The sequence below is a fragment of the Streptomyces sp. NPDC051636 genome, assembly GCF_044453765.1.
Lineage (GTDB): Bacteria > Actinomycetota > Actinomycetes > Streptomycetales > Streptomycetaceae > Streptomyces.
This window is the reverse complement of record NZ_JBITDA010000031.1, coordinates 21,321-47,085: the sequence shown is the minus strand read 5'-3', so window position 1 is coordinate 47,085 and position 25,765 is coordinate 21,321. Positions and strand designations below refer to the sequence as shown.

The 25,765-nt window shown below is 71.7% G+C and carries 26 protein-coding genes and 3 pseudogenes; 7 read left to right on the top strand and 22 right to left on the bottom strand.

From position 1 onward, the window contains the following. Positions 1-66 precede the first annotated feature (66 nt). The 3 genes from ACIBBH_RS36150 to ACIBBH_RS36140 all read left to right on the top strand — a co-directional run bounded on the left by ACIBBH_RS36150 (position 67) and on the right by ACIBBH_RS36140 (position 2,389). Positions 67-735: an MOSC domain-containing protein gene (locus ACIBBH_RS36150; protein WP_399412122.1), complete on the top strand. Its 669-nt coding sequence runs from the start codon at positions 67-69 to the stop codon at positions 733-735. Between the two features lie 97 nt (positions 736-832). Beyond that, positions 833-1,606: an SDR family NAD(P)-dependent oxidoreductase gene (locus ACIBBH_RS36145; protein WP_399412121.1), complete on the top strand. Its 774-nt coding sequence runs from the start codon at positions 833-835 to the stop codon at positions 1,604-1,606. 75 nt (positions 1,607-1,681) lie between these two features. Next, positions 1,682-2,389: an ester cyclase gene (locus ACIBBH_RS36140; RefSeq protein WP_399412118.1), complete on the top strand. Its 708-nt coding sequence runs from the start codon at positions 1,682-1,684 to the stop codon at positions 2,387-2,389. A gap of 86 nt (positions 2,390-2,475) precedes the next feature. Here ACIBBH_RS36140 and ACIBBH_RS36135 read toward each other — a convergent pair. From ACIBBH_RS36135 to ACIBBH_RS36110, 6 genes and pseudogenes are all read right to left on the bottom strand, one after another. Continuing rightward, positions 2,476-2,748, bottom strand: a pseudogene (locus tag ACIBBH_RS36135) (DUF397 domain-containing protein); the annotation flags it as partial. Then, complete coding sequence (locus ACIBBH_RS36130) at positions 2,636-3,037, bottom strand: hypothetical protein (protein WP_399412116.1); 402 nt, start codon at positions 3,035-3,037, stop codon at positions 2,636-2,638. The pseudogene ACIBBH_RS36135 and the gene ACIBBH_RS36130, both read right to left, overlap by 113 nt. A gap of 274 nt (positions 3,038-3,311) precedes the next feature. Continuing rightward, complete coding sequence (gene groL / locus ACIBBH_RS36125; RefSeq protein WP_399412114.1) at positions 3,312-4,937, bottom strand: chaperonin GroEL; 1,626 nt, start codon at positions 4,935-4,937, stop codon at positions 3,312-3,314. Positions 4,938-5,052: 115 nt separating this feature from the next. Next, on the bottom strand, positions 5,053-5,361 hold the full coding sequence (gene groES, locus ACIBBH_RS36120; protein WP_014178834.1) for a co-chaperone GroES: 309 nt from the start codon (positions 5,359-5,361) through the stop codon (positions 5,053-5,055). A 444-nt stretch (positions 5,362-5,805) separates the two neighbouring features. After that, positions 5,806-6,648: a polysaccharide deacetylase family protein gene (locus tag ACIBBH_RS36115; RefSeq protein WP_399412112.1), complete on the bottom strand. Its 843-nt coding sequence runs from the start codon at positions 6,646-6,648 to the stop codon at positions 5,806-5,808. After that, positions 6,645-7,589: a polysaccharide deacetylase family protein gene (locus ACIBBH_RS36110; RefSeq protein WP_399412110.1), complete on the bottom strand. Its 945-nt coding sequence runs from the start codon at positions 7,587-7,589 to the stop codon at positions 6,645-6,647. Before ACIBBH_RS36110 ends, ACIBBH_RS36115 begins: the two co-directional genes overlap by 4 nt. A 91-nt stretch (positions 7,590-7,680) precedes the next feature. Here ACIBBH_RS36110 and ACIBBH_RS36105 point away from each other — a divergent pair, with 91 nt between their 5' ends. After that, positions 7,681-8,856 (top strand): methyltransferase domain-containing protein, encoded by a 1,176-nt coding sequence (locus ACIBBH_RS36105; RefSeq protein WP_399412108.1) that lies wholly within the window; start codon positions 7,681-7,683, stop codon positions 8,854-8,856. A gap of 25 nt (positions 8,857-8,881) precedes the next feature. Here the strand turns inward: ACIBBH_RS36105 and ACIBBH_RS36100 are convergent. From ACIBBH_RS36100 to tsaB, 5 genes and pseudogenes are all read right to left on the bottom strand, one after another. Next, positions 8,882-9,071, bottom strand: a pseudogene (locus tag ACIBBH_RS36100) (hypothetical protein); the annotation flags it as partial. Between the two features lie 15 nt (positions 9,072-9,086). Further along, on the bottom strand, positions 9,087-9,347 hold the full coding sequence (locus tag ACIBBH_RS36095; protein WP_399412106.1) for a hypothetical protein: 261 nt from the start codon (positions 9,345-9,347) through the stop codon (positions 9,087-9,089). Beyond that, positions 9,344-10,429 (bottom strand): tRNA (adenosine(37)-N6)-threonylcarbamoyltransferase complex transferase subunit TsaD, encoded by a 1,086-nt coding sequence (tsaD, locus tag ACIBBH_RS36090; RefSeq protein ID WP_399412104.1) that lies wholly within the window; start codon positions 10,427-10,429, stop codon positions 9,344-9,346. The genes ACIBBH_RS36095 and tsaD overlap by 4 nt, the downstream gene beginning before the upstream one ends. Then, a complete protein-coding gene (gene rimI / locus ACIBBH_RS36085) occupies positions 10,422-10,952 on the bottom strand; it encodes a ribosomal protein S18-alanine N-acetyltransferase (RefSeq protein ID WP_399412101.1) in 531 nt (176 codons plus the stop codon). The genes tsaD and rimI overlap by 8 nt, the downstream gene beginning before the upstream one ends. Continuing rightward, positions 10,949-11,605 carry a tRNA (adenosine(37)-N6)-threonylcarbamoyltransferase complex dimerization subunit type 1 TsaB gene (tsaB, locus tag ACIBBH_RS36080; protein WP_399412099.1) on the bottom strand — a complete coding sequence of 219 codons (657 nt, stop codon included), beginning with the start codon at positions 11,603-11,605 and terminating at the stop codon, positions 10,949-10,951. The genes rimI and tsaB overlap by 4 nt, the downstream gene beginning before the upstream one ends. A gap of 113 nt (positions 11,606-11,718) precedes the next feature. Here tsaB and ACIBBH_RS36075 point away from each other — a divergent pair, with 113 nt between their 5' ends. Continuing rightward, positions 11,719-12,270: a hypothetical protein gene (locus ACIBBH_RS36075; protein ID WP_399412097.1), complete on the top strand. Its 552-nt coding sequence runs from the start codon at positions 11,719-11,721 to the stop codon at positions 12,268-12,270. 8 nt (positions 12,271-12,278) lie between these two features. Here ACIBBH_RS36075 and ACIBBH_RS36070 read toward each other — a convergent pair whose 3' ends face one another. From ACIBBH_RS36070 to glmS, 8 genes and pseudogenes are all read right to left on the bottom strand, one after another. Next, the gene (locus ACIBBH_RS36070; protein WP_399412095.1) at positions 12,279-12,452 is read right to left on the bottom strand and encodes a hypothetical protein; all 174 of its coding nucleotides are present in this window, start codon (positions 12,450-12,452) and stop codon (positions 12,279-12,281) included. A 130-nt stretch (positions 12,453-12,582) separates the two neighbouring features. Further along, entirely contained in the window at positions 12,583-13,095 is a 513-nt protein-coding gene (tsaE, locus tag ACIBBH_RS36065) for a tRNA (adenosine(37)-N6)-threonylcarbamoyltransferase complex ATPase subunit type 1 TsaE (RefSeq protein ID WP_399412093.1), read from the bottom strand. Further along, positions 13,061-14,332: an alpha/beta fold hydrolase gene (locus ACIBBH_RS36060; protein ID WP_399412090.1), complete on the bottom strand. Its 1,272-nt coding sequence runs from the start codon at positions 14,330-14,332 to the stop codon at positions 13,061-13,063. The genes tsaE and ACIBBH_RS36060 overlap by 35 nt, the downstream gene beginning before the upstream one ends. 76 nt (positions 14,333-14,408) lie before the next feature. Then, complete coding sequence (alr, locus tag ACIBBH_RS36055) at positions 14,409-15,587, bottom strand: alanine racemase (RefSeq protein WP_399412088.1); 1,179 nt, start codon at positions 15,585-15,587, stop codon at positions 14,409-14,411. Between the two features lie 269 nt (positions 15,588-15,856). After that, a complete protein-coding gene (locus tag ACIBBH_RS36050; RefSeq protein WP_399412086.1) occupies positions 15,857-17,290 on the bottom strand; it encodes an NAD(P)H-hydrate dehydratase in 1,434 nt (477 codons plus the stop codon). Positions 17,291-17,744: 454 nt separating this feature from the next. Next, positions 17,745-18,035, bottom strand: a pseudogene (locus ACIBBH_RS36045) (transcriptional regulator); the annotation flags it as partial. Between the two features lie 119 nt (positions 18,036-18,154). After that, the gene (locus tag ACIBBH_RS36040; RefSeq protein WP_399412084.1) at positions 18,155-18,526 is read right to left on the bottom strand and encodes a holo-ACP synthase; all 372 of its coding nucleotides are present in this window, start codon (positions 18,524-18,526) and stop codon (positions 18,155-18,157) included. Positions 18,527-18,826: 300 nt separating this feature from the next. Beyond that, on the bottom strand, positions 18,827-20,674 hold the full coding sequence (gene glmS / locus ACIBBH_RS36035; RefSeq protein WP_399412082.1) for a glutamine--fructose-6-phosphate transaminase (isomerizing): 1,848 nt from the start codon (positions 20,672-20,674) through the stop codon (positions 18,827-18,829). A 199-nt stretch (positions 20,675-20,873) separates the two neighbouring features. On the opposite strand from glmS, the gene coaA reads away from it, so the two are divergent. Together coaA and ACIBBH_RS36025 are read left to right on the top strand one after the other, a co-directional pair. Then, positions 20,874-21,842, top strand: a complete 969-nt coding sequence (coaA, locus tag ACIBBH_RS36030) for a type I pantothenate kinase (RefSeq protein ID WP_399412080.1) — start codon at positions 20,874-20,876, stop codon at positions 21,840-21,842. Between the two features lie 16 nt (positions 21,843-21,858). Further along, the gene (locus ACIBBH_RS36025) at positions 21,859-22,800 is read left to right on the top strand and encodes a DUF389 domain-containing protein (RefSeq protein WP_399412078.1); all 942 of its coding nucleotides are present in this window, start codon (positions 21,859-21,861) and stop codon (positions 22,798-22,800) included. A gap of 215 nt (positions 22,801-23,015) precedes the next feature. Here ACIBBH_RS36025 and glmM read toward each other — a convergent pair whose 3' ends face one another. The 3 genes from glmM to rplM form a co-directional block, all read right to left on the bottom strand. Beyond that, positions 23,016-24,374, bottom strand: coding sequence for a phosphoglucosamine mutase (gene glmM, locus ACIBBH_RS36020; protein ID WP_399412076.1), 1,359 nt, complete (start codon positions 24,372-24,374; stop codon positions 23,016-23,018). Positions 24,375-24,537: 163 nt separating this feature from the next. After that, entirely contained in the window at positions 24,538-25,050 is a 513-nt protein-coding gene (gene rpsI / locus ACIBBH_RS36015) for a 30S ribosomal protein S9 (RefSeq protein ID WP_004927169.1), read from the bottom strand. A gap of 42 nt (positions 25,051-25,092) precedes the next feature. Beyond that, positions 25,093-25,536: a 50S ribosomal protein L13 gene (gene rplM, locus ACIBBH_RS36010; protein WP_399412074.1), complete on the bottom strand. Its 444-nt coding sequence runs from the start codon at positions 25,534-25,536 to the stop codon at positions 25,093-25,095. Positions 25,537-25,765: the final 229 nt, after the last annotated feature.

Below are 25,765 nucleotides of genomic sequence, written 5' to 3'. Positions count from 1 at the left end.
GCCCGGCTTGGGTGAGGCGCCGAATAATGCGTCGACACTTTGAGTGGGTTCCCGTACCGTGCGGCCATGAAGCTGCTCTCGGTGAACCTGGGCCGTCCCCGGCCCGTGCCCTACACGGACCAGCCCCAGGGCCTGACCGCCATCCACAAGCGCCCGGCGGACGGGCCGGTGCGGGTCGCGGCGCCGGGACCCAAGGGCGTGGGCGGGAGCGGGCTCGCCGGGGACTCGGTGGGCGACAAGCGCCACCACGGCGGCGACGACCAGGCGGTGTACGCCGTCGCGCGCGAGGACCTCGACGCCTGGGCGCGCGAGCTGGGCCGGACGCTGGTCAACGGCTCCTTCGGCGAGAACCTCACCACCGACGGCCTGGACGTCTCCGGCGCGCTGATCGGCGAGCGCTGGCGGATCGGTACCGAGGTGCTCCTGGAGGTGACCTGCGGGCGTATTCCGTGCCGTACGTTTCAGGGCCATCTGGGCGAGCGGGGCTGGGTCAGACGGTTCACGCGGAAGGGTGCGCCGGGTGCGTACCTCCGGGTGATCGAGCCGGGTGAGATACAGGCGGGCGACCCGATCGAGATCGTGCACCGCCCGGAGCACGAGGTGACGGTCGCCCTGCAGTTCCGCGCGGTGACGACGGAGCGGGAGCTGCTGCCGCGGCTGCTCGCGGCGGGTTCCGCCCTGCACCCGGAGTCGCTGGAGCAGGCGCGGAAGTACGTGGCGACATACGCCTCCTGAGCCGACGTGAACGCGGCGTGTCCGCTTCGGACCTGCACGATCGTCGGGGTCCGTACGCTGAGCGGACGCCATCCGTCCGGGTAACTACCCTTGGGCCATGACAACGGCTCTGATTACGGGATCGACCGCGGGCATCGGCGCCGCGTTCGCGCGGCGGCTGGCGGCGGACGGGCACGACCTCGTCCTGGTGGCGCGGGACACCGAACGGCTGCGCGAGCAGGCGACCGAGCTGCACGACCGGCACGGCATCGAGGCCGAGGTGCTCACCGCCGACCTGGCGACGGACGACGGCATCGAGGCGGTGGCCGCCCGCCTCGGCGACCGCAGGAACCCGGTCGATCTGCTGGTCAACAACGCGGGCTTCGGCAACAAGGGCCACTATCTCGACGTGTCCATGGCCGACGAGCTGCGGATGCTGAAGGTGCACTGCGAGGCGGTGCTGCGGCTGACCTCGGCGGCGGCCGAGGCGATGCGGGAGCGCGGGCGCGGCGGCGTGGTCAACGTGGCCTCGGTGGCGGCCTTCGTGCCGCGCGGCACGTACGGCGCGTCCAAGGCATGGGTCGTGCAGTTCACGCAGGGCGCGGCGAGGGACCTGGCGGGCAGCGGCGTACGGCTGATGGCGCTGTGCCCGGGCTTCGTACGCACGGAGTTCCACGAGCGGGCCGGGATGGGCACGGACAACATCCCGAACTGGATGTGGCTGGACGCGGACAAGCTGGTCGCGGCGGCGCTGGCCGATCTGGCGCGCGGCAAGTCCCTGTCCATCCCGGACCCGCGCTACAAGGCACTGATGGGCCTGGTGAAGATGGCCCCGCGCGGGTTGCTGGGCGGTATCACCTCGAAGACGGGGCGCAAGTACGGGCCCCAGTAGCGGACGGGTGACGCCGCCGCTCCGGTGCGAAAATGGGCGTGACGGAACCGGACCAGGGGGGCCGGAGGCGGCGTCATGACCTTCGTACAGCTCATCGAGTGCAGGACCAGCCGGTTGGACGAGATGAACCGGCTCATGGACGACTGGGTCGAGCAGACCAAGGGGAAGCGGACCGCGACGCACGCGGTGGTCGGCAAGGACCGCTCGGACGCGTCGCACATCGTCGAAGTGGTGGAGTTCCCGTCGTACGAGGAGGCGATGCGGAACTCGAACCTCCCGGAGACCGACCATATCTTCCGGGAGATGGTCGCCCTGTGCGACGAGATGCCCACCTTCACCGATCTGGACGTGGTACGGGACGAGCAGTTGTCCACGGAGACCGTCCGGCGGTTCTTCGAGACGCTGGCGACCGCGGGCGACCTGCCGCCGCTCAACGACCTGCTGGACGAGGACATCCACAGCCACGATCCGATCAACCCGCAGGACACGATCGGGCTGGACTCCGCCCGGAGCGAGTACCGGATGTGGCGCGGTGCCTTCGACTTCACGTTCACGGTCGAGGACGTGATCGCCCAGGGCGACCGGGTCTGTGCGCGCTGGACCTTGAACGCCACGCACAAGGGCGATTTCCTGGGAATCCCGCCCACCGGCAAGCAGGTCACCATGACAGGGACGACCCTGTTCCGGTTCGGCGACAACGGGAAGATCGCGGAGACCTGGTGGCAGCACGACCAGCTGGGCCTGATGCAGCAGCTGGGGGCGCTGGACGCGCTGGAGCGGTAGCTCACGTCCGCAGGGAGAAGCCCCCGTTCCGCATCGGGACGGGGGCTTCTCCCATCAACCGCGCTGCCATCTATCCGTACGAACGCCGCCCACTCGTCGGCGCCGACGGAGAGGAACGCCTCCGCCGGCCGCTTGGAGTCACGGACCAGCACGGCCGTACGGGCGTCCGCGACCTCGACCCGGTCGCCGCCATTGCCCGCGCTGTAGCTGCTCTTGAAGCACCGCAGTTCATCGACGGTCCCGGCCCTAACCGCCCTCCCCCACGCTGTTGTCGGGTGCGCCGTCCCCGTACGAGGGAAGGTCCCCCCGCCGAACCGGCTCGGTCGGCGTCGGCGCTGGTGACGGCAGCAGCGCGGCAAGCTCCGTGGCGGAGGGGCGGTGAACGGCGTGGGCCGCCTCGCGCAGGACCTTGCGGGAGACGTTCTCGCCGCTGATGTGCACCTTCTGACCCTTCTCCGGTTCCGCGCACTCCTCCTGCTTCGGGCAGGCAGCGGCGGCCACCGCGCCTCCGTCGACGTAGAGGTGGAGGACGCCGCCGTCCTTCGACCAGTAGGAGACGGAGAAACCGTCATCCCCGTTCACTCCGACGGACTGCTGGGCGGGAGTGAATCCGGATACCCGGGTGACGTAGACGAGTTCGGGTGCCACGCCCAACGCCCGGACACGGGCGTCTAGTTCGGACGTGTCCGGAGTGGGGGACGTGGAGCCCGCGGTTCCGGCACCCGCCTTCTCGGTACCGCAGCCGGTAACCAGCGCGGGGAGGATGACTAACAGCGGCAAAATTCGCGCAGCACGGATCATGCCCCCATCTTGCCGCACAGGCGTTCCACAGCGAGGGTGTCCGTTTTGCCGGATCCCTTGGGCGAAGGCCCGGCACCCCCGAGGGGGTGCCGGGCCTTCACTCACCACTTACCGGCGTACGTCAGTGGGCGTGCCCGTGGCCGTGGCCCGCGGCGGCCGGCTCTTCCTCTTCCTTCTTCTCGACGACCAGGGTCTCGGTCGTCAGCAGGAGGGAGGCGATGGAGGCGGCGTTCTCCAGGGCGGAGCGGGTGACCTTCACCGGGTCGATGACGCCGGCCTTGATCAGGTCGCCGTACTCGCCGGTGGCGGCGTTGAAGCCCTGGCCCTTGTCGAGCTCGGCGACCTTGGAGGTGATGACGTAGCCCTCCAGGCCGGCGTTCTCGGCGATCCAGCGCAGCGGCTCGACGACCGCGCGGCGGACGACGGCGACACCGGTGGCCTCGTCGCCGGTCTTGTCGAGGTTGCCCTCGAGGACCTTGGCGGCGTGCACCAGCGCGGAGCCACCACCGGAGACGATGCCCTCCTCGACCGCGGCGCGGGTCGCGGAGATGGCGTCCTCCAGGCGGTGCTTCTTCTCCTTCAGCTCCACCTCGGTGGCGGCGCCGACCTTGATCACGCACACGCCGCCGGCCAGCTTCGCGAGGCGCTCCTGGAGCTTCTCGCGGTCCCAGTCGGAGTCGGTGTTCTCGATCTCGGCCTTGATCTGCGCGACGCGGCCCTGCACGTCCGCGGAGTTGCCGGCACCGTCGACGATCGTGGTGTCGTCCTTGGTGACGGTGACGCGGCGGGCGGAGCCGAGCACGTCCAGGCCGACCTGGTCGAGCTTGAGGCCGACCTCCTCGGAGATGACCGTGGCGCCGGTGAGGACCGCCATGTCCTGCAGCATCGCCTTGCGGCGGTCACCGAAGCCGGGGGCCTTGACGGCGACCGCGTTGAAGGTGCCGCGGATCTTGTTGACGACCAGGGTGGAGAGGGCCTCGCCCTCGACGTCCTCGGCGATGATCAGCAGCGGCTTCGAGGAGTTCGCCTGGATGATCTTCTCGAGGAGCGGGAGCATGTCGGCGATCGCGGAGATCTTGCCCTGGTTGATGAGGATGTACGGGTCCTCCAGGACGGCCTCCATGCGCTCCTGGTCCGTCACGAAGTACGGCGACAGGTAGCCCTTGTCGAAGGCCATGCCCTCGGTGAAGTCCAGCTCCAGACCGAAGGTGTTGGACTCCTCGACGGTGATGACACCGTCCTTGCCGACCTTGTCCATCGCCTCGGCGATGAGCTCGCCGACCTGCTGGTCCTGGGCGGACAGCGCGGCGACGGCGGCGATGTCGGACTTCTCGTCGATCGGCCGGGCCGAGGCGAGCAGGTCGTCCGAGACGGCCTTGACCGCGGCGTCGATGCCCTTCTTCAGGGCGGCCGGAGAAGCGCCGGCGGCGACGTTCTTCAGGCCCTCACGGACGAGCGCCTGGGCCAGCACGGTGGCGGTGGTCGTACCGTCACCCGCGATGTCGTTGGTCTTGGTCGCCACCTCCTTCACCAGCTGGGCGCCGAGGTTCTCGTACGGGTCCTCGATCTCGACCTCACGGGCGATGGTGACACCGTCGTTGGTGATGGTCGGGGCGCCGAACTTCTTGTCGATGACGACGTTGCGGCCCTTGGGGCCGATCGTCACCTTGACCGTGTCGGCGAGCTTGTTGACGCCGCGCTCGAGGGCGCGACGGGCGTCCTCGTCGAACTTCAGGATCTTCGCCATGGGAGCGTGAGCCCTCTCGGAAATCTAGGTGAAAAGAAACTGCGCCCCGGGCGCCCGGCTTGTTATTGGTCGCGGGGGCCAGGGGCGCAGCTCACAGCAGATGTTTCGGGGTGAACTACTTCTCGATGATCGCGAGCACGTCGCGAGCCGAGAGGACGAGGTACTCCTCGCCGTTGTACTTCACCTCGGTGCCGCCGTACTTGCTGTACAGCACGACGTCGCCGACAGAGACGTCGAGCGGAAGACGGTTACCGTCCTCGAAGCGGCCCGGGCCCACGGCCAGGACGACGCCCTCCTGGGGCTTCTCCTTGGCGGTGTCCGGGATGACCAGGCCAGAGGCCGTGGTCTGCTCGGCGTCCAGCGGCTGGACCACGATGCGGTCCTCGAGCGGCTTGATGGCAACCTTGGAGCTGGCGGTCGTCACGATCCGACCTCCCCCTTCGGAGATCTCACGGGGTTAACTGTCTGAGGTGGCGACCAGGTCGATCCGTCGTCGCGGGTGCCGGACCTGCCCGTCGCTTGTTTGGCACTCTCCAGGGGGGAGTGCCAGAGCCGAGACTATGACTGCGGTTAGCACTCGGTCAAGCGGAGTGCCAATTACCGTGCGGCGCGTCAGCGGCGGGGAGCCTTTTGTCGTGCGTGTGTGCGGGTTGGTTGCCCGGGTGGCAGAGGCCGCCTGCTGGGGGCTGCGCCCCCGGACCCCCGCTTCGGCCTGAACGGCCTCGTCCTCAACCGCCGGACGGGCTGGAGGGGCTGAGCGACGGCATCGGCCTCCGCCTCGAACACCGGATGGGCCCGCCGGACCGGCCGACCGGCACCAGCCCAAGCGGACGGCAGCGGCCCCGGCCTCCGACGCCGGTGGGTGCCGTCAGAGGTAGTCCTCCAAACGGCCCACCGTCAGGCCCTCCGCCTGTACCCGGCGCAAGAGCCGGAGGGTGCGTTCCTTGAGGGTGGGGCCGGTGGACTCGTCGGGGCCCACCTGGATGATGTCGCCGGGGCGGAGGTGGTGGTCGCCCCTGGCGTAGGTGAGGGCGCCGGTCGTCGAGGACACGCGCCAGAGGACCACCGCCGAGACTCCGCAGTCGGCGGCGGCGCGCAGGGTCGTGGTGTCGTACATGCCGTAGGGCGGGCGGAAGAGGCGGGGGCGGATGCCGAAGCGGGCTCTGAGTTTCTCCTGCTGGCCGCAGATTTCGGCGCGCTGGCCGGCATAGGGCAGTCCGGCCATGGCGGGGTGGTCGAGGGTGTGGTTCTGGACGCCGGCGCCGACCGAGCGGAGGCGGGCGAAGTGGCCGTAGCCGGGGCCGACGACGCTGTCGGTGAGGAACATGCTGACCGGCAGGCGCAGGTCGCGGACCAGGTCGACGAAGTGCGGGTCCTTCTCGGCGCCGTCGTCGTAGGTGAGGAAGACGACCTTGTCGCGGGTGGCGACGCGGTCCACGACCGGGGGCAGGGGCGGGCCCGCCGTCCCGGGCGCCAGGGGGCGGGCCAGCGGGCGGGCCGGGGGGTTGGGGGCCGGGGCGAGGGGAGCGCGCAGGCCCCAGTGGCGGTATGCGAGGTCACGGGCGGGCGCGTGCTGCCGTACCCGCTGGGCCGCCTTCTCGCCGAGCCGTTCGATGGGGTCGACGGACTGGGCGCAGCCGGTGAGGAGGAGCGCGGCCCCGGTGAGAGCGGCGGCGGTCAGTGCCCGGGGTCGCCGCCACCGCCGCCTCACAGGTAGTCCTCCAGGCGGGCCACCGCGTACCCCTCGCGGGTGACCTTGTCCAGGAACCGGCGGACCATGTCGGGCATCGTGCCGTTCCAGTCGTCCCGTCCCCGGAAGTGGGAGAGGACGATGTCGCCGGGGTGCAGGCTCTGGTCGTCCTCCCGGTACTCCCAGTGGTCGACGAAGACCTCCTCGTCCCAGATGGGCGCGTACTGGATGCCGCAGGACTTGGCGGCGACAAGGGTGTCGCGGTTGTAGTTGCCGTAGGGCGGGCGGAAGACGGCCGGGCGCTTGCCGAACTGCTTGCGCATGATCCGCTGCATGCCGCAGATCTCGTCCTTCTGCTCCTCGTAGGACAGGCCCGGCAGATAGGGGTGGGTGAGGGTGTGGTTGTTGAGGGTGATGCCCCTGGCCTGCATCTTCCGGAAGTAGCCGTAGTCGTCCTCGACCAGGTAGTTGCTGAGGAACGCGGTATAGGGGATCTTCAGGTCGCTCATCATGCGCAGGAACGCCGGGTCCTTCTCGGCGCCGTCGTCGATGGTGAGGAAGACGACCTTCTGCTTGGTGGGGATGGTGGTGAAGACCGGGGGCAGGTCCAGTTCCTCCTGGCCGTCGACCTCGAAACCGTCGCGGGCGGTGATCCTCGGCTTGCGGGCCGGGGGCGGCGGGGGTGTCAGGGGCACCCGGTCCAGGCCCCAGCGTTCGGCGGCGGCGGCCAGGGCGGCGCGGGAGGCACGCAGCCGGGAGGCGTAGGAGTCCAGGGCCTCGGCGGGCCCCTGGAGGCGCTGCTGGCCAGGGGCCGGCCGGACCTCCGGCTCCGCGCCCGGCACCGTACAGCCGGAGACGACGGCGCCCACGGCGAGCGCGGCCAGCCCGCCCCGGACTGCGGCTCTCCTCCACCACACTCTGCATTTGTCCTTACTTTTGTCATTTTGTACTACTACTCGCATGGTGCCGGATCTTCGCAGAGCCCCGGCCCCGGACCGGGCGTGACACCGCCGCCGGAGGCGCACCATCCACCGACTGGCCCACAATGACCCGGTGAACGACCTGCTCCCCTTCCGCTCCCTGCTCACCCCCGAGGGCCGCGCCCTCCTCGACGAGGTGCGCGGCACGGCCCCGGCCGACGAACTCGCCGTCGCCACCCGTCTGCGCCGCGACCACCCCGCCGACCTGGTCTCGGCCGCCCTCGGCCAGGCCCTGCTGCGGCAGCGGGCGACGGCGAAGTTCGGGGCCGAGGACGCGGAGCGGATGTTCTTCACGCCCCACGGGGTCGAGCAGTCGACCCGGACCAGCGTGGCGACCTACCGGGCCGGCCGGCTCAAGGACCTCGGGGTGACCTCCGTCGCCGACCTGTGCTGCGGCATCGGCGGCGACGCGATCGCGCTGGCCCGCGCCGGCATCCGCGTGCTCGCCGTGGACCGCGACCCGCTGACGGCGGCGGTGGCCCGGGCGAACGCGGAGGCGCTGGGGCTGGCGGGGCTCATCGAGGTGCGGGAAGCGGATGTCACGGAGGTGGAGACCGCCGGGTACGACGCGGTGTTCGTCGACCCCGCCCGGCGGGGCGGCCGCGGGCGGATCTTCGACCCCGAGGCGTACTCTCCGCCCCTGTCCTGGGCGGTGGAGGTGGCCTCCGCCTCCCGCGTGGCCGCCCTGAAGATCGCGCCCGGCATTCCGCACGAGGCGGTTCCCGCGCGGGCCGAGGCGGAGTGGATCTCCGACGGCGGGGACGTGAAGGAGGCGGTGCTGTGGTTCGGGACCGGGCAGCCGGGGGCGGTGCGGGCCACCCTGCTGCCAGGGCCGCGGTCACTTCTCTCGCGCGGGCTGCCGGATCCCGGAGTCCGGCCCGTGGGGCGGTACTTGTACGAGCCCGACGGCGCCGTCATCCGGGCGCATCTGGTGGCCGAGGTCGCGGAGGAGGTCAACGGCGGGCTGCTGGACGCGACCATCGCGTACGTCACGGCGGACGAGCTGCGGGCGACCGCCTACGCCTCCGCCTACGAGATCACCGATCAGCTCCCCTTCAACGTCAAGCGGTTGAAGGCCCTGCTGAGGGAGCGCGAGGTCGGCATCCTGACGGTGAAGAAGCGGGGGTCGGCGGTGGAACCGGAGGAGTTGCGGAGGAAGGTCAGGCCTCAGGGACCCAACTCGGCCACGGTGTTCCTCACTCGGGTCGCGGGCGCGCCGACGATGCTGATCGGCCATCCCTCGGGGTGACACCTGCTCGCGAAGTCGGCGACGATCACGTAGGCCCGGATTCCGGCTGCGCCTCAGCCACTTCCCTCGCCCGCCGCGACAGCAACTCCCGCTCCCGCTCGTTCCGCGCCGGCCCCGCCGCCCGTTCGAACTCCGCGCGCGCCTGTGTCGTACGGCCCAGGCGGCGCGAGCAGGTCGCCGCGGACGCTGGGGAGCAAGTGATAGTTGTGGAGGGCGGAACCCGACGCACCTCAGGCCTGCTCACCCACCGATTCGAACCGCCACCTGTGCACCGCCCGCGTGACCAGCTCGCCGTCCGGCTCCGGGAGCTCGGGCAGCTCGGCGTCGTACCCCGCGTCCCACCACGTGATGACGAGGACGCGGTCCTGCGGGGCCCGGAAGGTCTCCCGGCGCAGGGGCCGGCGCGGCAGCTCCTGCGCCCGGGCCCAGGCCAGCAGTTCCTCGCCACGGCCCGCCGCCGCCCGGGCCTCCCACATCAGGGCGACCGTCACGGGTACAGGTTCTCCTTGCTGACCTCGTGGACGTGGTCGTGCCCGGGGACGTGCGGGTCCGTCACCGGCAGGGAGGAGTCCGCCGACAGGTCCCAGCTGGACGCGGAACGCCCCCGCGCCACCATCTCGGCGCCCAGCGCGGCCACCATCGCGCCGTTGTCCGTGCACAGTTTGGGGCGCGGGACGCGCAGCCGGATGCCGGCCGCCTCGCAGCGGTCCTGGGCGAGGGCGCGCAGCCGGGAGTTGGCGGCCACGCCGCCGCCGATCATCAGGTGGTCGACGCCCTCGTCCTTGCAGGCCCGTACGGCCTTGCGGGTCAGCACGTCCACCACGGCCTCCTGGAAGGAGGCGGCGACGTCCCGCACCGGAACCTCCTCGCCGGCCGCCCGCCGGGCCTCGATCCAGCGGGCCACGGCCGTCTTGAGGCCGGAGAAGGAGAAGTCGTACGCCGGGTCGCGCGGGCCGGTCAGGCCGCGCGGGAAGGCGATGGCCTCCGGGTCGCCCTCCTTCGCGTACCGGTCGATGACCGGGCCGCCCGGGAAGCCCAGGTTCAGCACGCGGGCGATCTTGTCGAAGGCCTCGCCGGCCGCGTCGTCGATGGTCGCGCCCATCGGGCGTACGTCCGCGGTGATGTCCGAGGACAGCAGCAGGGAGGAGTGGCCGCCGGACACCAGCAGCGCCATCGTCGGCTCCGGCAGCGGGCCGTGCTCCAGCTGGTCCACGCAGATGTGGGAGGCGAGGTGGTTCACCCCGTAGAGGGGCTTGCCGAGGGCGTAGGCGTACGCCTTCGCCGCCGAGACGCCGACCAGCAGGGCGCCCGCGAGCCCGGGACCCGCCGTCACCGCGATGCCGTCCAGGTCCCTCGCGGAGACGCCCGCCTCCTTCAGCGCGCGGTCGATGGTGGGCACCATCGCCTCCAGGTGGGCCCGGGAGGCGACCTCGGGCACCACCCCGCCGAAGCGGGCGTGCTCGTCGACGCTGGAGGCGATGGCGTCCGCCAGCAGCGTGGTGCCGCGGACGACGCCGACGCCGGTCTCGTCGCAGGAGGTCTCGATCCCCAGGACCAGGGGTTCGTCAGCCATTGCTCTCTGTTCCTTGTTCGGAGGTGGAACCCGCGGCGGAGCCGCTGTCGGATTGCGTGGTCAGGCGCATGACCAGGGCGTCCACGTTGCCCGGCTGGTAGTAGCCGCGTCTGAAGCCGATGGGTTCGAAGCCGAAGCGCTCGTACAGCTTCTGGGCGCGGACGTTGTCCACCCTGCACTCCAGCATGACCTCGGCGCACTCGAAGGCGGTAGCCGCGCGCAGCAGCTCGGCCAGCAGCCGGCCGCCCAGCCCGGTGCCCTGGTGGTCGCGGGCGACCGCGATGGTCTGGACGTCGGCCAGCTCTCCCTGCGCGGCCAGGCCCGCGTACCCGACGACCCGGCCGCCCTCCTCGGCCACGACGTACCGCCGGGTCGCCTCGGGGCCCCGGGAGTGGGCCAGCTCCGACCAGAACATGCCCCGCGACCATGCGTCCTCGGGAAAGAGGTCCTTCTCCAGCTCCAGCACGGAGTCGATGTCCCACCAGCGCATCTCGCGCAGTCGGGGGGTTGCGGGTTCGGTCACTTGGGGGTGACCACCTTGTAGTTCTTGGGGACCTGGGCGTCGGGGCGGCGCAGGTACAGCGGCCGGGGCGCCGGGAGTTCCTCGCCCGCGGCCAGCTTCTCGGCGGCCAGCGAGGCGAGGGCGGCGGCGGAGACGTGCTCGGGTTCGTGCGCCTGCGGGAAGGTGTCGGGGTAGAGCAGCGCGCCCGCGCCGACGGCCGGCAGCCCGGCCACCCGCTCGGCGATGTCGGCGGGCCGGTCGACGGCGGGGTCGGTCAGCCGGGTGCGGGAGTCGGCGTACGTCGCCCAGTAGACCTCCTTGCGGCGGGCGTCGGTCGCCACGACGAAGGGGCCTTTCTCGATGTCGGCCGCGTAGGCGAGAGCGTCGAGCGTGCACAGGCCGTGTACGGGCACGCCGAGCGCGAGCCCGAAGGTGTCGGCGGTCATCAGCCCGACGCGCAGCCCGGTGTAGGGGCCGGGCCCGATGCCGACGGCGATCCCGGTGACGGCGTCGAGCTTCAGCCCGGCCTCGGCGAGCACACGGTCGACGGCCGGCAGCAGCAGCTCGCCGTGCCGGCGCGCGTCCACCTGGCTCGAGGAGGCGATGACGGCCGTACCGTCGTGCAGCGCGACGGTGACGGCGGGGGTGGCGGTATCCAGAGCGAGCAAGAGCACGCGAACAGCCTACGGCTCCCGCGCGTGCGTGGCGGCCGTCCCGGGGGGACGATCACCGACTGCTACCGTCTGTACGAAGTACGACAAATGACGCGAGACAGAGGTGGGCACACGTGGCAGGGACCAGCTCGTCGATCGTGGCCGGGCTCACCGCGGCGGCCGTCGCGGCGGTCGGCTTCCTCGCCTACCAGGCCCAGGCCACCGTCCCCGCCGGCCTCGGCGGCAAGCCCCGGGCGAACGCGTCACTCACGGCCAAGGCACCGCGGGACAGGAGGAATCCCGCCGCGCTGCCCAGCACCTCCGGATCGGGTGAACGGGTCGTGTACTCGGTGGACGACGACCGGGTCTGGCTGGTCAGCGGGCACAACCGGGTACTGCGCACCTTCACGGTGCGACCCGGCAGCGTCGACCCGCTCCCGGGCGCGTACGTCGTCACGTCCCGCTCGAACGCGGTCACCGGCACCGACGGCACCCCCATCGAGCACGTCGTGCGCTTCACCAGCGTGGACGGGGTCGCCATCGGCTTCAGCGCCGCACTGAACACGAGCACGGTCACGACGCCCGACCCGACGGTGCGGACGGGCGGCATCCGGGAGACGCGGGCGGACGGGGACGCCATGTGGAGGTTCGCGACGATCGGGGTACCGGTCATCGTGATCCGGTAGCGCCTGCCTCAGGCGGCCTGCGGACGCGCGCCCCGGGATGTCCGCGCCGGCGTGCTCGGCTCCGGCTCGCGAGGCGGCCGGGAGATCGCCTCCGCCGCCGCGCACGACGCCAGCAGGTCACGCATGGACACCCCGGTGGACACGGGCGGCCGCGGCGGCACCGTGGGCTGAGAAGCGGACATGGGCGCCTCCTGAAGTGCGGGGGCGGGCGTAGTTAGGCAGACCTAACTACGGAGTGGATACCATGTCATCACGGCTGCCAGGTCCGGCGCAACATGTTGCCGACGGCTTGTCGGAAAGGACCGGCGCCCCTCAGGCCGCCAGCGCCTCCAGATCCACGGCCGCCCACCGCTCCCCCACCCCGGTCAGCGTCACGTGCCGCACCTCGTCCGTGGTGTCCCCGACGGCCCGGTGGATGACGACCTGCAACCGGTCCTCGGTCAGCTCCTCGACCTTGCCCTCGCCCCACTCCACGACGATCACCGAGTCGGGCAGCGAGACGTCCAGGTCGAGGTCCTCCATCTCGTCCAGCCCGCCGGACAGCCGGTAGGCGTCGACGTGGACGAGCGGCGGGCCGTCGCCCAGCGACGGGTGGACGCGGGCGATCACAAAGGTCGGCGAGGTGACCGCGCCGCGCACGCCGAGCCCCTCGCCCAGTCCGCGGGCGAGCGTCGTCTTGCCCGCGCCGAGCTCCCCGGTGAGCATCACCAGGTCGCCCGCGCGCAGCAGCTTGGCCAGGCGGCGGCCCAGCTCGCGCATCTGCTCCGGGGAGGTGACGGTCAGCTGCGTCTCAGCGGGGTTGTGCGGTGCTGCTGGTGCTTCCATAGCCACTTACGGTAGCCCCTGCGGGCACGGCACCCGCGCGGGTGAGCAGGTCGGCGAGGCGGTCGGTGACCACCTCCGGGTGTTCCAGGACGACCAGGTGCCCGGCGTCCGGTACGAGGACCAGTTCCGCCTCGGGCAGCAGGTCGGCGATGGCCTCGCTGTGCTCGCTGGGCGTGACGAGGTCCTGGACCCCGGCCAGCACGAGCACCGGCATGTCCCGGAAGAGGGCGAGGGCCTCGGTCTTGTCGTGGTCGGTGAAGGCCGGGTAGAACTCGGCGACCACGTCGATCGGCGTGGACTCGATCATCCGCTCCGCGAAGCGCGCGACCGCCGGGTCCACGTCCCGGCCGGCGAACGAGTACCGCTTGATGATCCCGGCGAACAGGTCCGCGGTGGCCCGCCGCCCCTTCTCCACCAGCGCCGCCTGCTGCCCGAGCGCCTTCAGTACTCCGGGGAGGACCCGGCGCACCGCGTTGACGCCGGCGACGGGCAGCCCGAAGTTGACCTCGCCGAGCCGCCCCGAGGACGTACCGACGAAGGCGGTGGCGACCACCCGGTCCCGGATCAGCTCCGGGTACTGGGCGGCCAGGGCCATCACCGTCATCCCGCCCATGGAGTGGCCGACCAGCACGATCGGCCCGTCGGGCGCGGCCGCGTCGATCACGGCCTTCAGGTCGCGGCCGAGCTGGTCGATGGTGAGGGGCACCCCGTCCTGCACCTGGCCCACACCCCGCCCGGACCGCCCGTGGCTGCGCTGGTCCCAGTGCACCGTCCGCACGACCCCGCGCAGGGCGGCCCGCTGGAAGTGCCAGGAGTCCTGGCTGAGGCAGTAGCCGTGGCTGAAGACGACGGTGACCGGGGCGGGCGCCTTGCGGCCGAAGAGACGGCGGCGGCGCGGGGAGAGGTTCGGGCCGCCGGCGTCGGGCTCGACGTCGTCGACCTCGTAGTACAGCTCGGTGCCGTCGTCGGCGTACGCCTTGCCCGGGGTGCCGCGCAGCGCCCCGTACGGTCCCGCCGAGTCCAGCGCCAGCCGGGCCTTCCTGCGCATCCCCCGGCCCACGGTCATCCGCTCGATGGCGACGCCGGCGGCCGCGCCCGCGGCCAGCACGCCTATCGCGGCACCGGCGAGGCCGGTCGCCCTGCGCCAGCCTCCGGCCGCCCCGGCGGCGGATGCGGCGACGGCCGCGGCGGCGACGTCCGCCACGTCCGCGACGACCTCCGCACTGCTCTCGCTCACGTACCGCTCCTCATCAGAATGCTGCTGCCGTCACAGGTGCCACCGGGCCGCGTCGCGGCCGGGTCCTCCGTGCGGGTTACCCGTCCTGCCGGACCTGTTCCCCGTTCACATAGACGCGAGGAACGCGCGTTCCGATCCGCGTGACGATTTCGTACGCGATCGTGCCGGAGGCCTGCGCCCAGTCCTCGGCGGTGGGCTCGCCCCGGTCGCCGGGCCCGAACAGCACGGCTTCCGCGCCCGGCTCGAGCTCGTCTCCCCCGAGGTCGACGACGAACTGGTCCATCGCGACCCGCCCGGCGACCGTACGCCACTTGCCGCCGACCAGGACAGGGCCGCTGCCGGAGGCGTGCCGGGGGATGCCGTCCGCGTAGCCGACCGGCACCAGGCCGAGGGTCGTCTCGCCCGGGGTGACGTAGTGATGCCCGTAACTGACCCCGTGGCCGCCCGGCACGTGCTTCACCAGCGCCAGCGACGCCGAGAGCGTCATCACCGGGCGCAGGCCGAAGTCGGCCGGGTGGCCGATCTCCACGCTCGGCGACACCCCGTACAGGGCGATCCCCGTCCGGACGAGGTCGAAGTGGGTCTCCGGCAGGGTGAGCGTGGCCGGGGAGTTGGCGATGTGCCGCACCTCGGGGCGCACGCCCCGCTCCTCCGCGTACGCCAGCATCTCCCGGAAGCGGACGAGCTGGGCGTCGATCGAGGGATGCCCCGGCTCGTCGGCGCAGGCGAAGTGCGACCACAGACCGGTGATCCGCACCAGCCCCTCGCGTTCGGCGCGCAGCGCCTGAGCGACGAGTTCGGCCCAGTCCGGCCCGGGCTGGCAGCCGCCTCGCCCGAGCCCGGTGTCGGCCTTGAGCTGCACGCGCGCGGGCCGGCCGGCCTGCCGGGCGGCCTCAACGACCTCCCGCAGGGCCCACATCGCGCTGACCGACACGTCGAGGTCGGCCTCGATCGCCTCCCGCCACGGCCCGCCCGGCGTCCACAGCCAGCACAGGATCCGCCCCGGCAGCCCGGCCGCGCGCAGCGCGAGGGCCTCCTCGGGCGTGGCGGTGCCGAGCCAGCTCGCCCCCGCCTCGACGGCCGCGCGGGCGCACGGCACCGCCCCGTGGCCGTACCCGTCGGACTTCACCACGGCCATCAGGGCCGCCTCGGGCGCGCGGGCGCGCAGGGCCCGCACGTTGGCCCGCAGGGCGGCCAGGTCGATCTCGGCGCGGGCGCGCAGGGGCGCGGTCGGCACAGGTGGTCTTTCAGTCATCGCGCCCCCAGTGTCTCAGAGGCCCCCGACAGCCCCTGGGCGCAGGCCCTTCGCACGGCCTACGAACCGGGCCCGCGGCCCCACACGAATACCCGGCCGCCCTTCTTCAACACGCCCCGCGGCCTGCGCGTCATACCGCGGTGAGCGATGCGTCTACGTCCGCCGGCCATACGTCTGCTGATCACACGATCAGCCAAACCCGGGCCCGGTGCGAATCGGGGCAGCCGCGCGGGGAGGTCACCCGAGGGGTGGACTCCGGTGCCGGCGTTTCAGTGCCGTACGTCCCGCCAGGCCTCCGGAATCGCCGCCGCCACGTCATGCGCCCCCACCGGCGCCCCGTCCGCCGCGTACCGCCCGGCCAGGCCGTGCAGATACGCCGCCACGCTCCCCGCGTCCAACGCCGGGAGCCCGGCCGCCAGCAGCGACCCCGCCAGGCCCGACAGCACATCCCCGCTCCCGGCCGTGGCCAGCCAGGGCGTACCCGTGGCGTTCACCCGTACGGCCACGCCGCCCGCGTCCGCGACCAGCGTGGTCGACCCCTTCAGCAGCACGGTCGCCCCGTACAGAAGCGCCAACTTCCGTACGGACTCCAGGCGTGCCCCTTCGACCTCCTCGCGCGCCACGCCGAGCAGCGCGGCGGCTTCTCCGGCGTGCGGAGTCATCAGGGTGGGCGCGGTACGGGCGCGCACGGCGTCCCGGTCGGCGAGCCGCAGCCCGTCCGCGTCGATCAGCACCGGCACGTCCGTCTCCAGCACCTCGGCGACGGTGGCCGCGTCGTCCCCGGCACCGGGCCCGACCACCCACGCCTGCACCCGCCCCGCCTTGTGCGGCCCCTGGTCCGAGACGAGGGTCTCGGGGAAGCGCGCGATGACGGCGTGCCCGGCGGGCCCGACGTAGCGCACGGCTCCGGCCCCGCCCCGCAGCGCGCCCGACACCGCGAGGACGGCGGCGCCCGGGTAGCGCGCGGAGCCGGCCGCGATGCCGACGACACCCCGCCGGTACTTGTCGCTCTCGGCGGCGGGCAGGGGCAGCAGCCCGGCCACGTCGGCGTGTTGAAGCGCTTGGACATCGGGCTGGGCGGGCAGGTCGAGGCCGATGTCGACGAGGCGGACCGTGCCGGCGTACGCGCGGGCGGGGTCGATGAGCAGCCCCGGCTTGTGCGTGCCGAAGGTGACGGTGAGGTCGGCGCGGATCGCGGCGCCGCGCACCTCACCGGTGTCGGCCTCGACCCCGCTCGGCAGGTCCACGGCGACGACGGCGGCACGGGAGGCAGCCGCCCGCTCCGCGAGCGACGCGGCGTCGGGGCGCAGGCCGCCCTTCCCCCCGATCCCGACGATGCCGTCGACGACGAGATCGGCCCGGTCGATGAGATCCCCGGCTACGCCGCCGGGACGGGTGACGGTACCGCCCGCGCGACGCAGGGCCGCGAGACCGCCGGGGTGAGCGCGGTCGGGGGCCAGCAGGACGGCGGCGACCCCGGCGCCGCGCCGGGCCAGGCGGGCGCCGGCATACAGCGCGTCCCCGCCGTTGTCCCCGCTGCCGACGAGGAGCACGACCCGGCGCCCGTACACCCGCCCGAGCAAGTCCGCACAGGCGGCGGCGAGTCCGGCGGCGGCACGCTGCATGAGGGCGCCGTCCGGGAGCCGCGCCATGAGCTCGCGCTCGGCTGTCCTGACCGTTTCTACGCTGTACGCGGTACGCATGCGGTCGAGTCTGCCCCGAACAGGGCCGGGGTCACACCCGGGCCACGCCCCGGCAGCAACTGGACCGACCGCAGGAACTCGCCGGCCGTTGCCCCGCCCGGTGGGAACGAGCCGGACGCCACCGCGCGCCGCGCCGCCATCGAGCGGCTCCGGGCCGAGGACGGTTCCCTCGTCCTTCACCCTCCCCTGGAGATCGGGCAGGTCGCCGCCGGGCTCGGCTCCGACCGCACGGCCCTGGGGGCGCGGGGCCACGACGCCGTCGAGACCCGTGTGGCACGCGGTGACGAGCGGTTCGGGAAGCAGGCCGGGTTCACCTTCCGCCCGTGGCCCGGCGCCGTACGCCTGCGGGACGTGCTCACGTTCCGCTGGGAGACGGTGGAGACGGACACCGGGAACACGCGGGGCGGCGTCTCGTCGTCCTCGTACTCGACGGCGAGGACCGGATCGAGACCGACTACATGGTCCCGGGATTCCCGGTAGCCTGACCGGCCCCCGGCACGGCGGGCCACAGGCCGGCGGCGGCCGAGACGGCATCGGCCGTCGCCGCGTCGGCGGGCAGGAAGGCCTCCAGCTTCAGTTCCGAGAGGGTCACATCGACGGCGGTGGCGAAGGTCGTCACGGTCGTCATCAGGTGCAGCTCACCGTGGGAGGACCGCAACCGGAGCGGCACGGCGAAACCGAGCTGCCCGGCGGACGGCTCCAGCTCCGGGACGCGGGCGGCGAGTTCGGCGCACAGCTCGGGCAATGCACATCGTGGCCCGCCCGGGCGCCGTGGGCCTGCGCTCCCAACACGACCAACTGGAGCGCCTCGCCGCCCTGCTCCCGGCGGTACGCGCGACAGCGGACGCGGTCTCCTGAAGAACGTCACCCTTCCGCGATCACCACGGCCGAGGCGATTCCCGCGTCGTGACTGAGCGACACATGCCAGGACCGCACCCCGAGTTCAGCCGCCCGTGCCGCCACCGTCCCCCTCACCCGGAGACGCGGCTGCCCATTGTCCTCGACGTACACCTCCGCGTCCGTCCAGTGCAGCCCGGGCGGCGCGCCGAGGGCCTTGGCGATGGCCTCCTTCGCCGCGAAGCGCGCGGCAAGGGAGGCGATGCCCCGGCGCTCCCCACTGGGCAACAACAACTCGCTCGCGACGAAGAGACGGTCGGCCAGCCCAGGCGTGCGGTCCAAGGACGCCCGGAACCGGTCGATCTCGGCTACGTCGACACCGACCCCGATGATGCTCATGCGGGGCAGCCTATGGGGACGGGCGGGTCGGCTGCGCTCGGCGTTGGTTGTGCCGGTGGGCGTGGGGGCCGCCCCACAAGCGGCGGCAGGCTCACACCACACCAGCCTGCCCCGGCTGCCGTTTCTGGCCGGCCGCCGCCAACGCAGGGCAGCCGGCCCCTCGGTACGCCGCACCGCAGCCGACTCGCGTCCCGACAGGCTGACGGGAGAGCTGTGAGGCACCCGGTGGACAACTGGCGGAAGTCGTCCCGCTCAGGCCCCGACGATGGCAACGAGTGCGTCGCGGCAGCGAACTCCCCCTCACTCCACCGTCACCGACTTCGCCAGGTTCCGGGGCTGATCCACCTCGTTCCCCCGAGCTGTGGCAAGCTCACAAGCGAAGACCTGCAGAGGCACAGTGGCAACGAGCGGCTGCAGCAGCGTCGGAGTCGCCGGAATCCGGATCAGGTGGTCCGCGTACGGAACCACCGCCTCGTCCCCCTCCTCCGCGATCACGATCGTCCGCGCACCCCTGGCCCGGATCTCCTGGATGTTGGACACGATCTTGTCGTGGAGGACCGACCGCCCGCGCGGTGACGGCACGACGACCACCACCGGCAGGTCCTCCTCGATCAGCGCGATCGGCCCGTGCTTCAGCTCACCCGCCGCGAAGCCCTCGGCGTGCATGTACGCCAGCTCCTTGAGCTTCAGGGCACCCTCGAGGGCGACCGGATACCCGACATGCCGCCCGAGGAACAGCACCGTGTCCTTGGACGCCAGGGACCGCGCCAGCGCCCGTACCGGCTCCATGGTCCGCAGGACCCGCTCGACCTCACCGGAGATCTGCGACAGGTCCCGGATCACGGCGGCGATCTCGTCGCCCCACTTGGTGCCCCGCACCTGGCCGAGATACAGCGCGACCAGATAACAGGCGACCAGCTGCGTCAGGAACGCCTTGGTCGACGCCACCGCGACCTCCGGCCCGGCATGCGTGTACAGCACCGCGTCCGACTCCCGGGGAATCGTCGAGCCGTTGGTGTTGCAGATGGCCAGTACCTTGGAGCCCTGCTCGCGGGCGTGGCGGAGGGCCATCAGGGTGTCCATGGTCTCGCCGGACTGGGAGATGGCGATCACCACGGTCTGCGCGTCCAGGATCGGGTCCCGGTAGCGGAACTCGCTGGCCAGCTCCACCTCGCACGGGATGCGGGTCCAGTGCTCGATGGCGTACTTGGCGATCATCCCGGCGTGGAAGGCCGTACCGCACGCGACGATGACGACCTTGTCCACCTCGCGCAGTTCGGAGGCGGAGATCCGCACCTCGTCCAGGCTCAGTGAGCCGGCCGCGTCGATGCGGCCCAGGAGCGTGTCGGCGACCGCCTTGGGCTGCTCGGCGATCTCCTTGAGCATGAAGTAGTCATAGCCACCCTTTTCCGCGGCCGACGCGTCCCAGTCGATGTGGTAGGAGCGGACGTCCGCGGGACGGCCGTCGAAGCCGGTCACCGTCACGCCGTCCCGGCGCAGCTCCACCACCTGGTCCTGACCCAGCTCGATCGCCGACCGCGTGTGGGCGATGAACGCGGCGACGTCCGAGGCGAGAAAGGCCTCCCCCTCTCCGACGCCCACCACGAGCGGGGAGTTGCGCCGCGCGCCCACGACCACGTCCGGCTCGTCCGCGTGCACCGCGACCAGGGTGAACGCCCCCTCAAGGCGCCGGCACACCAGCCGCATCGCCTCCGCCAGGTCCGCGCACGAGGAGAACTCCTCGGCGAGCAGGTGGGCGACCACCTCGGTGTCGGTCTCCGACCCGAGCTCATGCCCCCGCTCCGCCAGTTCCGCGCGCAGCGCCGCGAAGTTCTCGATGATCCCGTTGTGGACGACGGCCACCCGGCCCGCGTTGTCGAGATGAGGGTGCGCGTTGGCGTCCGTCGGACCGCCGTGCGTGGCCCAGCGGGTGTGACCGATGCCGGTCGAACCCGTCGGGAGCGGCCGGTCGACCAGTTCCTTCTCCAGGTTGACCAGCTTCCCGGCCCTCTTCGCGGCGGCCAGGCCGCCATCGGCCGGCACGGCGACGCCCGCCGAGTCGTACCCCCGGTACTCCAGCCGCTTCAGCCCGGCCATGACGACCTCCAGTGCCGACTGCGACCCCACGTATCCCACGATTCCGCACATGGGCGGCAGCCTACGGGCGACAGCCCACCGTAAACGCTCTCCGCGTGCCCGAATTCGGAAATTCCCAGCACCATTCCCACCGTCGTACGACATCTTTCAGGCAGAGCGTCGCTGGAGCCGTGGCTGGGCGTGACCGACCCCACCCGCCACCCCGTTCAAACTCCGTTAACAATGGAATGTGATCTCTCCGGTCTCCCCGATGCCCCGGAGCGCCCACCGGCACAGGCCGGAGGCGACTCCCTACGTCGACCTCACCCGCGCCGAGTGGAGCGCGCTGCGCGACAAGACGCCGCTGCCGCTCACCGCCGCCGAGGTCGAGAAGCTGCGCGGCCTCGGCGATGTCATCGACCTCGACGAGGTGCGGGACATCTACCTCCCGCTGTCCCGGCTCCTCAACCTCTACGTCGGCGCCACCGACGGGCTCCGGGCGGCGCTGAACACGTTCCTCGGCGAGAAGGGGTCCCAGTCCGGCACCCCGTTCGTCATAGGGGTGGCGGGCTCGGTCGCCGTCGGCAAGTCCACCGTGGCCCGCCTCCTCCAGGCCCTGCTGTCCCGCTGGCCCGAGCATCCGCGCGTCGAGCTGGTGACGACGGACGGCTTCCTGCTGCCCACCAAGGAGCTTCAGGCCCGCGGGCTGATGTCGCGGAAGGGTTTCCCCGAGTCGTACGACCGCCGGGCGCTCACCCGGTTCGTCGCCGACATCAAGGCGGGGAAGGACGAGGTGACGGCTCCCGTCTACTCCCACCTCATCTACGACATCGTCGCCGACCAGCGGCTCACGGTCCGCCGGCCCGACATCCTGATCGTCGAGGGGCTCAACGTCCTCCAGCCCGCCCTGCCGGGCAAGGACGGCCGTACCCGGGTCGGCCTGGCCGACTACTTCGACTTCAGCGTGTACGTCGACGCGAGCGGCGAGGACATCGAGCACTGGTACCTCAGCCGCTTCCGGAAGCTGCGCGAGACAGCCTTCCAGAACCCGTCCTCGTACTTCCGCAAGTACACGCAGGTGTCCGAGGAGGAGGCACTCGACTACGCGCGGACGCTGTGGCGGACCATCAACAAGCCCAACCTGGTGGAGAACATCGCCCCTACCCGGGGCCGCGCCACCCTCATCCTCCGCAAGGGCCCGGACCACAAGGTGCAGCGGCTGAGGCTGCGGAAACTGTGACCGCTACCCTGCGGGCATGCTGCATCTGCGTCTGATCACACCGTCCGACAAGACGGACGAGGTGGTGCGCCTGATCGAGAAGACGGTCGGCACCACGCATCTCGCCGTCGTCCCGGGCGCCGCCCGCAACCCGGCCGGGGACATCGTGATGTGCGACGTCGCCCGGGAGGCGGGTGACGAGCTCCTGACCGGGCTGCAGCGGCTGGGCATCGACAGCAGCGGCTCCATCGCCGTGGAGAACATCGACCTGTCGCTGTCCAAGCGGGCCGACAAGGCCGAGGCGGACGCGCCGGGCGAGGGCGCGGACGCGGTGCTGTGGGAGCACCTGACCGACGCGACGCACGAGGAGTCGACGCTGTCGGTCACCTACGTCGCCTTCATCACCCTCGCCACGATGATCGCGGCCTGCGGTGTGGTGCTCGACAACGCGATCCTGATCGTGGGCGCGATGGCGGTGGGGCCGGAGTTCGGGCCGCTGGCCGGTATCTGCACCGCGGTGGTACGGCGGGCGCCGCGGCTGGCACTGCGCTCGCTGGTCGCGCTGCTGGTCGGGTTCGCGGCGGCCATGGTGCTGACCTCGGCGTTCAGTCTGTTCATGGACGCCGTCGGCCTGTTCAGCAAGGCGCAGCTGGAGGCCGAACGGCCCAACACCGGGTTCATCTACGCCCCGGACTGGTTCTCGTTCGTCGTGGCCGTCCTCGCCGGGGCCGCCGGCACGCTGTCCCTGACGTCCGCCAAGTCCGGCGCGCTGGTCGGGGTCGCCATCTCCGTGACGACCGTGCCGGCCGCCGCCAACGCGGCCGTGGCACTGATCTACGGCGACGCCACCCAGGCCGGGCGTTCCTCGGAGCAGCTGCTGCTGAACCTGCTCGGCATCATCCTCGCCGGGACGCTCACACTGCTCGCCCAGAAGTGGTTCTGGAGCAGGCAGCGTGAGCGCACGCGTACGGTGGGCTGAGGGCCTGTCCGGCGGGTCATGCCGCAGACGCGGGGCTTCGCACGCCCTCCTGCACGCTCGGCTTGGGTCGAGCGGGCGGTGCCCCCACCGGCGTTGTCGTCGGTCGCCGACTCCCCCACGCCCGAACCAGCTCGCGGGGGGTACCCCCATTCGCCCGCTCACCAGCACTGATCGGGCACCCTCGGTTCCCTGCGCCGTGATCCACCGGACAGGCCCTATCCGAGCGCCGACTTCACGGCGTCCGCGAGCCGGCCGGCGACCGAGCGGGCCTGGTCGATGTCGGCGGCCTCGACCATCACGCGCACCAGCGGCTCGGTGCCGGACGGCCTCAGCAGCACCCGGCCGGTCGACCCCAGCTCCCGCTCGGCCTCGGTGACGGCGGCGGCCAGGTCCGCGGAGGTCTTCACCCGCGACTTGTCGACATCCGGCACATTGATCAGCACCTGCGGGAGGCGCTGCATGACGGAGGCGAGGTCCCGCAGCGTACGGCCCGTCTGGGCGACGCGGGCGGCGAGCAGCAGGCCGGTCAGCGTGCCGTCGCCGGTGGTGGCGTGGTCGAGGATGATGACGTGGCCGGACTGCTCGCCGCCGAGGGCGTAGTCGTGCTCCTTCATCTCCTCCAGGACGTACCGGTCGCCGACGGCGGTCTGCAGGAGGTGGATGCCCTCGCGCTCCATGGCCAGCTTGAAGCCCAGATTCGACATCACGGTCGCGACGACGGTGTCGGAGCGCAGTGCGGAACGCTCCCGCATCGCCAGCGCGAGCACGGCCAGGATCTGGTCGCCGTCCACCTCGTCGCCGGTGTGGTCCACGGCGAGGCAGCGGTCGGCGTCGCCGTCGTGCGCGATGCCGAGGTGGGCGCCGTGCTCCACGACGGCGGCCTTGAGTTCGCCGAGGTGGGTGGAGCCGCAGCCGGCGTTGATGTTGAGGCCGTCCGGCTCGGCGCCGATGGTGACGACCTCGGCACCCGCGCGCGCGAAGACCTCGGGCGAGACCCGGGCGGCCGCGCCGTGCGCCTCGTCCAGGACGATCTTCAGACCGTCGAGGCGGTTCGGGAGGACTGACAGCAGGTGATCGGCGTACTGGTCGAAGCCCTCGTCGTACGACCGTACGCGACCGACGCCGGAGCCGGTCGGGCGCTCCCAGGGCTCACCGTGCCGGTGTCCCTCGTACACGGCCTCGATCCTGTCCTCCAGCTCGTCGGCGAGCTTGTGGCCACCGCGGGCAAAGAACTTGATGCCGTTGTCGGGCATGGCGTTGTGGCTGGCGGAGAGCATGACGCCGAGGTCGGCGCCGAGCGCGCCGGTGAGGTACGCCACGGCGGGCGTCGGCAGCACGCCGACCCGCAGTACGTCCACGCCCGCGCTCGCGAGGCCGGCGACCACGGCGGCCTCCAGGAACTCCCCGGACGCGCGCGGGTCCCGTCCGACCACCGCCTTCGGCCTGTGGCCCTCGAAGGTGCCCGCCTCGGCCAGCACGTGCGCCGCCGCGACGGAGAGACCGAGCGCCATCTCGGCCGTCAGATCCGCGTTGGCGACACCGCGCACGCCGTCCGTGCCGAAGAGTCGTCCCACTTGTCCTCCTGAGGAAGCATCAGTTTCGAAGGCCTTGGCATCCGATCACACAAGCCTTTGAGCGTCTTGTGTCGTTATACGCCCTTGCACTGGGATAAACGAACGCCCCGGCGGCACAGTGGCGTGCCGCCGGGGCGTTCGGAGTACGAGCAGGCAGCGGTGACTAGCGCTTGCTGTACTGCGGGGCCTTGCGGGCCTTCTTCAGACCGGCCTTCTTGCGCTCGACCGCACGGTCGTCGCGCTTGAGGAAGCCGGCCTTCTTCAGCGGGCCGCGGTTGTTGTCGACGTCGGCCTCGTTCAGCGCGCGGGCGACACCGAGACGGAGCGCACCGGCCTGACCGGAGACACCGCCACCGGCGATGCGGGCGATGACGTCGTAACGGCCCTCGAGCTCGAGCACCTTGAAGGGCTCGTTGACTTCCTGCTGGTGCACCTTGTTCGGGAAGTAGTCCTCGAGGGTGCGACCGTTGATCTTCCACTTGCCGGTGCCCGGCACGATCCGGACGCGGGCGATGGCGTTCTTGCGGCGGCCCAGGCCGGCGGCCGGCTGGGGCTCGCCGAAGCGGGAGGCCATGGACTCCGAGGTGTACTCACCCTCGACGGGGACCTCGGACTCGGTGGTGTAGCTGTCGATGTCAAGCTCTTCGAGCGGCTGCTCGGCAGTGGTCTCGGCCACGATTCTCCTCAGATTCTCTTCAGTCTTAGGGGGTGGCCGGACTTACTGCGCGACCTGGGTGATCTCGAACGGCACCGGCTGCTGGGCAGCGTGCGGGTGCTGGTCACCCTTGTAGACCTTCAGCTTCGAGAGCATCTGACGGCCCAGGGAGTTCTTGGGGAGCATGCCCTTGACGGCCTTCTCGATGGCCTTCTCGGGGTTCTTGTCCAGCAGCTCGTCGTAACGGACGGAGCGCAGACCACCCGGGTAGCCGGAGTGGCGGTAGGCCATCTTCTGGGTCCGCTTGTTGCCGGAGAGGTGCACCTTGTCGGCGTTGATGATGATGACGAAGTCACCGGTGTCGACGTGCGGCGCGTAGATCGGCTTGTGCTTGCCCCGGAGAAGGGTCGCTGCGGTGGAGGCGAGACGGCCCAGGACAACGTCCTGAGCGTCGATGACGTGCCACTGGCGCGTCACATCGCCGGGCTTGGGGCTGTACGTACGCACGGTTCGTAGCCTTCGCTTCGAGTGAATGGTCCTGACAAGGTCACCGAAACGATCACGACAGCCTTGACCGCACGGCGGCGACGCATACCGCGTACGTGGGGTCGCTGGTCATCGGCCCGGTGGACCGGTGTAAGGGCCCGTCCCGTGAGAATGAGCAAGCCAATACACAACGAACATGCAGGATACCCGCGGCGCCACGCCCGGGTCAAAACGGGTGCGCTGCCGCTGG